Here is a 12,606-nt window from a genome sequence, read left to right on the forward strand (position 1 = left end):
GCCCTATTTCGTCTGAAAGCAACACCATGATCAAACATTTCTTATTGCGCGGCGCCTTCGCCGCCATGCTGGGCCTGCCCACGTTCGCCATGGCGGCCCTGCCCGTCATCGAAGTCTACAAGAGCGCCTCGTGCGGCTGCTGTGCCGACTGGATCAAGCACCTGGAAGCGAACGGCTTTACGGTCCGCGCGAAAAATGTCGAGATGCCGGCGCAATACCGCAAGCTGGCCGGCATTCCCGACGCGCTCGGCTCCTGCCACACTGGCCTCGTCAACGGCTACGCCATCGAAGGTCATGTGCCGGCCAGCGAGATCAAGCAGTTGCTGCGCGACAAACCCAAGGCGAAAGGCCTGGCCGTGCCGGCAATGCCGATGGGCTCGCCAGGCATGGAAGGACCGCGCAAGGATGCGTATGACGTCTTGCTGGTCAAGAACAATGGCAGCACCGAGGTCTACAAGCATTACAAGTAAAAAACCTGCACGGAAATAAAAAACGCCGCCGGAATCGCTTCCGGCGGCGTTTTTTTATCAGGCAGCAAGCAAGAACTTAGTGCCTGTCAAGACTGCATCAGATGCTGTCCAGCACCGCATTCAGGCTGGCGCTAGGACGCATGACGGCTTCCGTCTTCGCCGGATCTGGCAGGTAGTAGCCGCCGATATCCGTTTCCTTGCCTTGTACTGCTTTCAGCTCGGCAACAATCTTTTCTTCGTTGTCGGCCAGGGCCTTGGCCACCGGCGCAAAATGCGCTGCCAGTTCCGCATCGTCCTTCTGCGCAGCCAGGGCTTGCGCCCAGTACATGGCCAGGTAGAAATGGCTGCCGCGGTTGTCCAGCTCGCCGGTACGTGGCGATGGCGACTTGTTGTTGTCCAGCAGCTTGCCGGTGGCTTCATCCAGGGTTTTTGCGAGGATTTTGGCCTTCGCATTGCCCGTCTTGATGCCCATGTCTTCCAGCGACACGGCCAGGGCCAGGAACTCGCCCAGCGAATCCCAGCGCAAATGGTTTTCTTCCACCAGTTGCTTGACGTGTTTCGGTGCCGAACCGCCGGCGCCCGTTTCATACATGCCGCCACCGGCCATCAATGGTACGATCGACAACATCTTGGCGGACGTGCCCAGTTCCAGGATCGGGAACAGGTCGGTCAGGTAATCGCGCAGGATGTTGCCGGTCACCGAGATGGTGTCCAGGCCGCGGAAGGCGCGTTCCAGGGTGTAACGCATGGCGCGCGTTTGCGACATGATCTGGATGTCCAGGCCCTTGGTGTCGTGCTCCTTCAGGTAAACCTGTACCTTCTTGATGACTTCGTTCTCGTGCGGACGGTAGGAATCGAGCCAGAACACGGCAGGCATGCCCGAATTGCGCGCGCGCGTGACGGCCAGCTTGACCCAGTCGCGGATCGGCGCGTCCTTGACCTGGCACATGCGCCAGATATCGCCCTCTTCCACCGTTTGCGTCAGCAGCACTTCGCCCGTTTCCAGGTCGGTGATGTTGGCGATGCCGCCTTCCGGCACTTCAAACGTCTTGTCGTGCGAACCGTATTCTTCCGCTTGCTGCGCCATCAGGCCCACGTTCGGCACGGTGCCCATGGTCTTCGGATCGAAGTTGCCATGCCATTTGCAGAAGCCGATCATTTCCTGGTAGATACGCGCGAAAGTCGATTCCGGCATGACGGCCTTGACGTCCTTCGGACGGCCATCGGCACCCCACATCTTGCCGCCGATACGGATCATGGCTGGCATCGACGCGTCGACGATGATGTCGTTCGGCGAATGGAAGTTGGTGATGCCCTTGGCCGAATCGACCATGGCCAGTTCCGGACGGTTGGCGTGGCAAGCGTGCAAATCTTTCAGCACTTCATCTTTTTGCGACGCTGGCAGGGTTTCGATCTTGTCGTACAGGTTGCTCATGCCATTGTTGACATTCACGCCCAGCTTGTCGAACAGCGCGGCGTGCTTGGCGAACGCGTCCTTGTAGAAGATGCGCACGCAATGGCCGAAAACGATAGGGTGCGAAACCTTCATCATGGTGGCCTTGACGTGCAGCGAGAACATCACGCCCGTCTTGAAGGCGTCGTCGATTTCCTTCTCGTAGAACTCCAGCAGCGCTTTCTTGCTCATGAACATGCTGTCGATGATTTCGCCCGCTTGCAGGGAAACCTTCGGTTTCAGCACGATGGTCTTGCCCGAGGCCGTGACCAGTTCCATCTTGACGTCGCGCGCCTTTTCCAGGGTCAGCGATTTTTCGCCGTGGTAGAAGTCGCCATGGTGCATGTGCGACACGTGCGTTTGCGACGACTGGCTCCACTCGCCCATCGAATGCGGGTGCTTGCGTGCGTACTCTTTGACGGCCTTCGGTGCGCGGCGGTCGGAATTGCCTTCGCGCAAGACCGGATTGACCGAGCTGCCGATGCACTTGCCGTAGCGGGCTTTCAGTGCTTTTTCTTCGTCCGTCTTCGCATCTTCCGGGTAATCCGGCAGCTTGTAGCCACGGCCTTGCAATTCGCGCACGCAGGCGATCAGCTGGCCTTGCGAAGCGCTGATGTTCGGCAATTTGATGATGTTGGTGTCCGGATTCTGGGTCAATTTGCCCAGTTCAGCCAGGGTGTTCGGGACTTTTTGCGCGTCCGTCAGGAATTCGGGAAATTCAGCCAGTACACGGGCCGCCACCGAAATATCGCTGGCGACCACGTCCACGCCAGCCGGCGCGGTGAATTTTTTGATAATTGGCAGCAGGGAATACGTCGCGAGCAGCGGCGCCTCGTCAGTCAGCGTGTAGATGATTTTGGATTTTTGTGTTGCCATGTTCATTCCCTTGTATGCGGTGATGCCTGGTGGTTAACTTTCTTCATTCCAAACACAGGACGGTTAGCCTTGCTTTGGACGGCTAGTGTGCCGGCGGTGACGCCGTGCTTGCCCACCACGTATTTTAGACTGTCCTGCCGCTGTTTGTGTATCAGATGGCGACGAATCTTATATAAGACAGCAAATATCCGGATCTGAAGGCCCAGGATGGCCATTTTCCGCGCTGAAATGCCCTCCAGGCATGCGCGCGGCATGTATGCGGCCGTGGCGGCAATGAATATATTAATCATTATAAATCGTAATGATTCTCATTTATAATATCCTATGTGCAATTCCTCCCTATCAACTTTATACGCTTGCCCCTGATGCCCATTCCACATTCCCGACTCGCCCCCCCCCACCTCACCACCCGATTGATCCTCGCCGGCCTGCTCGTCGCCAGCGTGACGCCGCAGGCGATCGCCCAGGCGACGGCCGATGCATCCGCCCCGCTCGCCACCGTGCTGGTCAACGGACAAGCCGAAGCGGACGCCGGCGGACAGATCGCCAAGAGCGCGCGCGCCGGCATGCTTGGCGAAAAAGACTTGCTCGATACGCCCTTTAGCGTCAACAGCTACACCAGCCAGCGCATGCTGGACCAGCAGGCGCTGACCCTGGCCGAAGTGCTGGGCGGCGACCCGTCCACCCGCTTCACGGGCCAGATCGGCGGCGTCACGGATTCCTTTTTCATCCGCGGCTTTCCCCTCAACGAGGGCAATCTGAGCGAAGTGGCGTTCGACGGCGTGTATGGCGTCTCGCCCAACTACCATTTATTTACGGAGTATCTGCAGAGCGTGGAAGTGCTCAAGGGGCCGGCCGCCTTGCTGTACGGCATGTCGCCGAACGGCGGCGTGGGCGGCGTCGTCAACGCCGTGCCGAAACGTTCCTTGCCGCGCGACCTGACGCGCCTGACCGTCGATTACGGCGCGGGCTCGCAGGCTGGCGCGGCCATCGACGTCAGCCGCCGCTTCGGCGAGGAACGACGCTTCGGCATCCGCTTCAATGGCTTGCACCGCCAGGGCCACACGCCGCTCGACCACCAGACGTCGCGCGCGGAAGTGGCGGCCGTCGCCCTCGATTACCAGGGCCAGCGCCTGCGCGCCTCGCTCGACGTGATCGAGCAATACCAGTGGATCGACGCCCCCACGCGCCCCTTCCTCGTGGCCGCGCGCCTGCCCGTGCCGGCAGCGCCCGATGGCCGCCGCAACATTGCCCAATCCTGGGGCTGGTGGAAGTCCAACGACCTGGCCACCCTGGGCAAGGTCGAATACGACTTGAACGACAACATCACCGTGTTTGCCGACGTGGGCGGCACGCGCTCCGATGTGTCGCGCTATTCGGACCAGACGCCGACGATCACCAGCGCGGCCGGCGACATGACGGTCACGCCCATGAACTGGAAATTCCGCGTGCGGCGCGCCAGTGCGGACACGGGCGTGCGCGCGCGCTTTCGCACGGGCGGCGTCGAGCATGCGCTGGTCGTGATGGGCAATGTCTATCAGGACGAATTTGGCAGCGTGAGCAATTCCGGCAAGCTCATCACCTCGAATATCTACCACCCTGTCGCCGTGGCCGACCCCGGCATTGCCGCACCGGCCCGCGCGCCGAAGCTGTCCGCCTCCACGCTGTCCAGCCTGGCCGTGGCCGACACCCTGGACATGCTGGACCAGCGCGTGCAACTGACCCTGGGCGTGCGCCGCCAGCTGGTCGAAGCGAAAAACTACCATGCGACGACGGGCGCGCTGACCACGCACTACAAGCAGGGCGCCCTGACGCCGCTGGCCGGCATCGTCGTCAAGCCATTGCGCCACGTGTCGCTGTACGCGAACTATATCGAGGGCTTGAGCAAGGGCGATATTGCGCCGAACATCGCCGACAACGCGGGCCAGGTCTTCGCGCCCTACAAGAGCAAGCAGTATGAGGTGGGCACCAAGGCCGATTTCGGCGTGGTGCTGGCGACCCTGGCCGTGTTCCAGGTGACGAAACCCAGCGGCCAGCTGTATGGCAAGGTCTACAGCATGGACAGCGAGCAGCGCAACCGGGGCCTGGAACTGAACCTGTCGGGCGCCGCCAGCAAGGCCGTACGCCTGCTGGCCGGCATCACCTTGCTCGACGGGCGCTTGGTGAAGACCAACAACGCCGCCACCATGGGCAAGCGCCCCGTGGGCGTGCCTACGTCCATGGCCAACCTGGGTGGCGAATGGGATGTGCCGTACTGGCCCGGCCTGACGGCCACGGGCGCCGTCAGCTACACAGGCAAGCAGTTTGTCGACCAGACGAATCTGCAGTCGGTGCCGTCATGGACCAAGGTGGACCTGGGCTTGCGCTACCGCACGGCCATCGCCGGCAAGGCGACGACCTTGCGCGGCGGCCTGATGAACGCGTTCGACCGCCATTACTGGGCCGGCGTGGCTTCGTATGGCACCGTCTCGCAATCGGCGCCCCGCAGCGTGCAACTGTCGGCCGCCGTGGATTTTTGACGGGCCCCGGCATCGGGCATCGCCCGGCTGGCGCATGCACTGCGCGCCAGCCGCAAAGCAAGAAACAGCCGAAACAGTAGAAACACAGTAAAAATAGCAAGAAGCAGACCAAGCCACCGCCGATGGCGCCAGGACCCACCGCTGGTCCCGCCGCCATCGGCAAACGGCGACACTCCCGCAGCGGCTCGATACGCCGCCCCGCACCGCATTCCATACCTCCCTGCCACTGCCCGGCGCACTGCCGCCGCCATCCCGCCTGCCTCGCTGCGTCGACAAGGACGCAACACCGAACGACAACTACATTGATATTTATCAAATTGACTGCCCGATGCCTGGGCTACTGTCGGTGCCATCTTTGATTTGAAACAGAAACTCTGCAGCCAAGAATCGACCATTCCAGAAACAACGCCAGTTCTCGCCAGGCTCTTCATTCCCCAGCCGATAACGCTCGCCAAGTGCGGTAACACCCAGCGTCCCACCTCCCTTGCCTACACGTGCAGGGGAAACTTTTGCTAGCGATTTTGCAGCTTTTTGATTAATGAACGTTAAAAAGGAATTTCGTATGAGCACGTATTCTGACATTTGCATCGTAGGCGCCGGCATAGGCGGCTTGACTTGCGCCAACCGCCTGATCGACACCGCCGCAAGCAGGAAACTGCGCATCCGGGTCTTCGACCTGAATGCCACCGTCGGCGGCCGCATCCAGTCGCGGAAAATAGATGGCGAGGAAATCGCCGAACTCGGCGCCGCCCGCTACTCGCCGCAGCTGCATCCGCATTTCCAGCAGCTGATGCAGGGCAGCGGACTGCCGCATGCCGTCTACCCGTTCACCGAGGTCATTTCCCACGACAGCGTGCTGGAAGAGCTGAAGGCAACGCTGCATGGCCTGAGCCCGATGCTCAAGGAGCATCCGAACGACTCCTTCCTCGAATTCTTCAGCCATTACCTGGGCGCCGCCAAGGCCACCCACATCATCAAGGCGACCGGCTATGACGCCCTGCTGCTGCCGATGGTGTCGGCGGCCATGGCCTACGACATCATCAAGAAACACCCGGAAACGCAGCACTTTACGGAAAACGCCGCCAACCAGTGGCGCTATGCCACCGACGGCTACCACGCGTTGCTGTGCCAACTGCAGTACCAGGCCCAGGCCGCCGGGGTGGAATTCCGCCTGGAACACCGCTTGCTGTCCGTCGAAAAATCCGGCGCCGACCATGTGCTCGCCTTCAGCCACCAGGGCGACACGCAGATGCACCGCACGCGCCACCTGGTGATGGCCATCCCGCCATCCGCCATGCCGCGCCTGAACCTGGATTTCCCGAACGCCTGGAGCCCGTTCCAGTACGACTCGCTGCCCCTGTTCAAGGGCTTCCTCACGTTCGACACGGCCTGGTGGGAAGCGCTGGGGCTGACCGACAAGGTGCTGATGGCGGCCAATCCCCTGCGCAAGGTCTACTTCAAGAGCGACAAGTATGTGCTGTTCTACACCGACAGCAAAAGCGCCACCTACTGGCGGGACAGCCTGGAACTCGGTGAAGACGTGTACCTGGAGCGCGTCCGCCGCCACCTGGAAGACGTCCTGCCGCTCGATGGCCAGCCGCTGCCGCCCATCAAGGCGCACTTCCACAAGTTCTGGCCGCATGGCGTCGAGTTTTGCGTGGAACCGGAAGCCGAGCACCCGGCCGTCCTGCTGCACCGGGACGGAATCATCTCTTGCTCGGATGCCTATACCGCGCATTGCGGCTGGATGGAAGGCAGCCTGATCAGTGCCCAGCACGCCAGCGGCCTGTTGCTGCAGCGGCTAGATCAACGGGAAGACGTCGCCGCCGCCAACGATACCTTCATCACTTCCTCGACCGAGCGCGCATGAGCCTACTTGACTTCCCCCGTCTGCATTTTCGGGGTTTTGCCCGCGCCAATGTGCCGACGGGGAATCGCAATACGCACGGCAACATCGATATCGCCACGAATACGGTATCGATGGCGGGCGAGCCTGTCGACCTGTGCCGGCCGCCGGCTGAATTCCATGCGCACCTGAAACAGCTTGCCCCCCGCTTCGACGCCAAGGGCAAGCCCGATCCGGACGGCATCTTCAGCCTGGCGGCAGGCCACAATTTTTGCGGGAATAATCATTTTTCGTGGGAAAACGCGAGGATCACGGGCGTCCAGCTGCGCGATGGCGAGATCGATACGCAAGACCCGCTGGTGGGCGCCAAGCTGGGCCTGTGGGGCCACTACAACGAGTACCTGCGCACGACCTTCAACCGCGCCAGGTGGATCGACAACAACCCGGCCCAGCCGGACACCACGCTGATCTACGCGGGCCAGTTCACCTTGAGCGACAAGCTGGCCACACCCAGCACGCCCACGCTGTTTACCGCCGACATCGCGCAGGCGCACTCGGTGCGCTGGCTCGGCAGCGGCCATATCACGGAACGCAGCGGGCATTTCCTCGATGAGGAAATCGGCCGCTCCAGGCTGTTCCAGTTCTCCGTGTCCAAGCAAGACCCGCATTTCCTGTTCAATGCGGAGCTGCCGTTGCCGGCCAGTATGCATGCCTTGCAGCAAGCCCTGGCCGACGACGAGGTGCTGGGCCTGACGGTGCAATATTGCCTGTTCAATATGTCGACGCCGCCAAAACCGGACTCGCCCGTGTTCTACGACCTGGCCGGCAGCATCGGCCTGTGGCGGCGCGACGAGCTGGCCACCTATCCGGCCGGCCGCCTGCTGCAGCCGCGCCAGGCCAGCCTGGGACCGGTGCTGGTGAAACTGCATGCGGACCGCGTCTCGTTCAACATGCCGACCGCCATCCCCTTCACCACGCGCGACGCGGACGCCGTCTCGGAACAGCATCCCACGCATGCCCTGGGCGGCAAGCAGGCGCTCGGCGACCTGCTGCTGCAGGATGACTCCGGCACCTTGCTGGCGCGGATTCCCGAGCAGTTGTACCGCGACCACTGGCGCCATCACGGCGTCTTCGACGTGCCGCTGCAACATGCCCCCGCCGCAGGTTCGCTCAGCCTGGGCAGCGCGCAAGCGCAGTGGGACGAGGCCGACTGGGTATCGCAATCGGACAGCAACCAGCTGTACCTGGAAGCGCCGAACCGCAACAAGCACAAGCAATTTCCGCAGGCCATCACCGTGCAAAGCCGCTTCCGCGGCGAGCTGGCGACGCCCCCGTCCCTGGCGCAGGCGGAAGACGGCGCGCTGCTGGCCGTGGAGCAGCAGCCGTCGCCGCTCGGCCACGGCTACACGGCGCTGACCCTGACGGGGCGCCAGCCGGGCGCGACCAGCATCGTGCTGGGGACAGGCAAGCACAAACAATACCTTGGCGTGCGGGTACTGCCCGACGACTGGCATCTGGACGACGTACCGGCGGAACAGGTCGACTACGCCTTCCTCTACCGGCATGTGATGAGTTACTACGAGCTCGTGTATCCCTTCATGTCGGACAAGGTCTTCAGTCTGGCGGACCAGTGCAAGTGCGAAACGTATGCACGCCTGATGTGGCAGATGTGCGATCCGCAAAACCGCGACAAGAGCTACTACATGCCCAGCACGCGCGAACTGTCGCTGCCAAAATCGCGCCTGTTCCTGAAATACCTGACGCAGGTCGAGGCAAAGGCCAGGGCGGCGCTGCCGGCACCGGCCACGCCGCACGCCATCGGCAGCAAGGCGGAATTGATCGACGAGCTGAAAAAGGCCATCGACCTGGAACTGTCGCTCATGCTGCAATACCTGTATGCCGCGTATTCCATTCCCAATTATGCGCAAGGGGCGGCGCTGGTGCAGGCGGGCCGCTGGCTGCCGGCCGAGCTGGAGCTGGCCTGCGGTGCCGAAGACCGGCGCCGCAACAGCGGCACACGCGGCATGTTGCTGGAAATCGCCCACGAAGAAATGATTCACTATTTATTAGTCAACAATGTGCTGATGGCGCTCGGCGAACCGTTCCATAGAGGCGCCCCGGTGCTGGGCCAGCAGGCGCGCCAGCGTTTCGGCCTGGACACGGAATTTGCATTCGAGCCATTTTCCGAACACGTACTGGCCCGTTTCGTGCGTTTCGAATGGCCCGACTACATTCCCACGCCCGGCAAATCGATTGCCACCTTCTATATCGCGATCCGCCGAGCTCTGGCTGAGCTGCCCGGCCTGTTCGAGAGCGGCGGCGGCAAGCGCGGCGGAGAACACCATTTGTTCCTGAAAGAACTGACCAACCGCGCCTATCCCGGCTACCAGCTGGAAGTGTCCGACCGCGACAGCGCGCTGTTCGCCATCGACTTCGTCACCGAGCAGGGCGAAGGCGTGGCCGTCGATTCGCCGCATTTCGCCTCGTCGCACTTCCAGCGGCTGCGCACCGTCGCCGGCAAGTTCTCCGCCTGCGGCAAGCCGTTCGAACCGGCGCTGCCGGCGCTGAAAAATCCGGTGCTGGAAGCGCGGGCGGACTGCAGCGTGGTGACGGATCAAACGGCGCGGGCGCTGATGCAGCTGTATCAAGGCTGCTACGAACTGACCTTCCTGCTGATGGCGCACCATTTCGCGCAGCGGCCGCTGGGCAGCCTGCGCCGCTCGCGCCTGATGAACGCCTCCATCGACATCATGACCGGCCTGTTGCGCCCCCTGTCGGCAGCCCTGATGAACATGCCATCGGGCGTGCCCGGCCGCCATGCGGGACCACCCGTGCCCGAATCGGTCAGCAGCCAGATCAGCAGCGACTACAGCCTGGGCTGCGACATGCTGGCGCAGAAGTGCCTGGCGCTGGCGCAGTACGCGCGCAGCCTGGAGAGCGATGTCATCGGCATGGCGCCGATAGAAATGTTGGAGTTTTTTAATCAGCAACTTACCGATTTATCTCGGGGAAAGATGTCAAGAGAGGCCTGAAATGCATAAAATCATTATCGTCGGCGGAGGCCTGGCAGGTAGCCTCAGCGCCATTTATCTGGCGCAACGGGGGCACGATGTCCACGTCATCGAAAAACGCGGCGATCCGCTGCTGGAGAATGCCGCCAACGCCGACCCGGTCAACTCGCGCGCCATCGGCGTGAGCATGACGGTGCGCGGCATCAAGGCCGTCCTGGGAGCTGGCATCAGCAAACAGGAGCTCGACCAGTGCGGCGAACCCATCGTCGGCATGGCATTCAGTGTGGGCGGCCGGCACCGGATACGCGAACTGACGCCGCTCGAAGGCCTGTTTCCCCTGTCACTGGACCGCACGGCCTTCCAGCGCCTGCTGAACCGGCATGCCGTCAAGCACGAGGTGAAGTATTACTTTGAGCATAAATGCCTGGATGTCGATCTGGAAAGAAAGATCGTGCTGGTTCAGGGCCCGGACGGCGCCGTGCAGCAGCTGTATGGCGACCTGGTCATTGGTGCCGACGGCGCCCACTCGGCCGTGCGGCGCGCCATGCAAAGCGGCATGCGCCGTTTCGAGTTCAGGCAGAGCTACTTCCGCCACGGCTACAAGACTCTCGTGTTGCCGCACGCGGCAGATCTCGGTTTCCGCAAGGATTTGCTGTATTTTTTCGGCATGGATTCCAAGGGCCTGTTTGCCGGCCGCGCCGCCACCATCCCGGACGGCAGCATCAGCTTTGCCCTGTGCCTGCCCTACACCGGCACGCCCAGCCTGGGCACGCTCAACCGCGAAGCCATGGCCGACTTCTTCAACCGCTACTTCGGCAGCCTGCCGCCGGAGCGCCGCAAGGAGATGCTCGACCAGTTCATGGCGCTGCCCAGCAACGACCTCATCAATGTCCGCTCCAGCACCTTTCACTACAAGGCCAATATCCTGCTGATCGGCGATGCGGCGCATGCCACCGCCCCGTTCCTCGGACAAGGCATGAACATGGCGCTGGAAGACGTCCACGTCTTCGTTTCCCTGCTGGAAAAGCACGGCAATGCCCTGGGCCCTGCCCTGTCCGAGTTCACGCTGCAGCGCAAGGTACAGGCGGACGCCATGCAGGACATGGCGATCGCCAACTATGAAGCGCTGAGCAATCCGAATCTGATTTTCTTCCTGCAGACGCGCTACACGCGCTACATGCACAAGAAATTCCCCCGTGTTTATCCGCCGGACATGGCGGAGAAACTGTACTTCACATCGGTTCCCTACGATGAATTGCAGCAAATCCAGAAGAAACAAAACGTTTGGTACAAACTTGGAAGGGTAAATTAATGAACATTCTCGTCATCGGCGCAGGTCCCGCAGGCCTGCTCTTCGCCAGCCAGATGAAACAGGCCCAGCCCGGCTGGAATATCAGCATTACGGAAAAAAATACCCCAGAGGAAGTGCTGGGCTGGGGCGTGGTGCTGCCGGGACGGCCGCCGCGCCATCCCGCCAATCCGCTCTCTTACCTGGAGCAGCCGGAACGGCTCAATCCGCAGTTCCTGGAAGAATTCAAGCTCGTGCATCACGACCAGCCCAACCTGATGAGCACGGGTGTTACCCTGTGCGGCGTCGGACGCCAGGCCCTGGTGCAAGCCCTGCGCGCCAAGTGCGTGGCGGCCGGCATCGCCATCCGCTACGAAACGCCGCCGGCCGACAAGGCGCAGCTGGAAGCCGAGTACGACCTGGTGGTGGTCTCGAATGGCGTCAATTACAAATCGCTGGACTTGCCGCCAGCACTGGCGCCGCACATCGATTTCGGCCACAACAAATACATCTGGTACGGCACCACCCAGCTGTTCGACCAGATGAACCTGGTATTCCGCAGCAATGAACAAGGAATTTTCATCGGCCATGCCTACAAATATTCGGACACGATGAGCACCTTCATCGTCGAATGCAGCGAAGAAACGTATGCCAAGGCCGGGCTGGAAGCGCTGTCCGAGCGCGATGCCGCCGCATATATCGCTAGGACGTTCAAAGCCGAACTCGGCGAGCACGGACTGCAGAGCCAGCCGGGCCAGGGCTGGCGCAACTTCATGACTCTCAGCCGTGACCGGGCCTGCGACGGCAAGTTCGTGCTGCTGGGCGATGCGCTGCAATCGGGGCATTTTTCCATCGGCCACGGCACCACCATGGCGGTGGTGGCAGCCCTGCTGCTGGTGAAAATCCTCGATACCGAAGCCAGCACGGCTGCCGCCCTGGACAGTTTCAATGCCCGCGCCGTGCCCCTGATGCAATTGTTCAAGGAGCACGCCAACAGCAGCCGCCTGTGGTTTGAAAGCGTGGGCGAGCGTATCGAACTGAGCAATGCAGAGCTGACCGCCAGCTTCGACGCCCGCCGCAAGGACTTGCCGTCGCTACAAGAGGCGCTGATGGCCAGCCTTGGCTACGCGCTGGGCCGCTAAG

At 61.9% G+C, this 12,606-nt stretch carries 9 protein-coding genes; 6 read left to right on the forward strand and 3 right to left on the reverse strand.

Going from position 1 to position 12,606, the window contains the following annotated elements; all coding sequences use genetic code 11:
- Positions 1-26 precede the first annotated feature (26 nt).
- Entirely contained in the window at positions 27-470 is a 444-nt protein-coding gene (locus tag VPH40_RS04525) for a DUF411 domain-containing protein (protein WP_099667723.1), read from the forward strand.
- Positions 471-567: 97 nt separating this feature from the next.
- Here VPH40_RS04525 and VPH40_RS04530 read toward each other — a convergent pair whose 3' ends face one another.
- Positions 568-2,799, reverse strand: a complete 2,232-nt coding sequence (locus VPH40_RS04530; RefSeq protein WP_251348460.1) for an NADP-dependent isocitrate dehydrogenase — start codon at positions 2,797-2,799, stop codon at positions 568-570.
- A gap of 2 nt (positions 2,800-2,801) precedes the next feature.
- Positions 2,802-3,089 carry a hypothetical protein gene (locus VPH40_RS04535; protein WP_289914508.1) on the reverse strand — a complete coding sequence of 96 codons (288 nt, stop codon included), beginning with the start codon at positions 3,087-3,089 and terminating at the stop codon, positions 2,802-2,804.
- 75 nt (positions 3,090-3,164) lie between these two features.
- Between VPH40_RS04535 and VPH40_RS04540 the strand changes: the two genes are divergently transcribed.
- On the forward strand, positions 3,165-5,318 hold the full coding sequence (locus VPH40_RS04540; RefSeq protein ID WP_328572806.1) for a TonB-dependent receptor: 2,154 nt from the start codon (positions 3,165-3,167) through the stop codon (positions 5,316-5,318).
- Between the two features lie 312 nt (positions 5,319-5,630).
- Here the strand turns inward: VPH40_RS04540 and VPH40_RS04545 are convergent, their stop codons facing one another.
- On the reverse strand, positions 5,631-5,906 hold the full coding sequence (locus VPH40_RS04545; RefSeq protein WP_150130958.1) for a hypothetical protein: 276 nt from the start codon (positions 5,904-5,906) through the stop codon (positions 5,631-5,633).
- Here VPH40_RS04545 and VPH40_RS04550 point away from each other — a divergent pair.
- The 4 genes from VPH40_RS04550 to VPH40_RS04565 are packed head-to-tail and all read left to right on the forward strand — an operon-like array spanning position 5,881 to position 12,605.
- A complete protein-coding gene (locus VPH40_RS04550) occupies positions 5,881-7,188 on the forward strand; it encodes an FAD-dependent oxidoreductase (RefSeq protein ID WP_099667720.1) in 1,308 nt (435 codons plus the stop codon). The genes VPH40_RS04545 and VPH40_RS04550 overlap by 26 nt on opposite strands.
- Complete coding sequence (gene vioB / locus VPH40_RS04555; RefSeq protein WP_328572807.1) at positions 7,185-10,196, forward strand: iminophenyl-pyruvate dimer synthase VioB; 3,012 nt, start codon at positions 7,185-7,187, stop codon at positions 10,194-10,196. The genes VPH40_RS04550 and vioB overlap by 4 nt, the downstream gene beginning before the upstream one ends.
- 1 nt (position 10,197) lies before the next feature.
- Positions 10,198-11,487, forward strand: a complete 1,290-nt coding sequence (locus VPH40_RS04560; protein WP_099667718.1) for an FAD-dependent oxidoreductase — start codon at positions 10,198-10,200, stop codon at positions 11,485-11,487.
- On the forward strand, positions 11,487-12,605 hold the full coding sequence (locus VPH40_RS04565) for a tryptophan hydroxylase (RefSeq protein ID WP_328572808.1): 1,119 nt from the start codon (positions 11,487-11,489) through the stop codon (positions 12,603-12,605). The genes VPH40_RS04560 and VPH40_RS04565 overlap by 1 nt, the downstream gene beginning before the upstream one ends.
- Position 12,606: the final 1 nt, after the last annotated feature.

The organism is Janthinobacterium sp. P210005 (assembly GCF_036231865.1).
GTDB lineage: Bacteria > Pseudomonadota > Gammaproteobacteria > Burkholderiales > Burkholderiaceae_D > Janthinobacterium > Janthinobacterium kumbetense.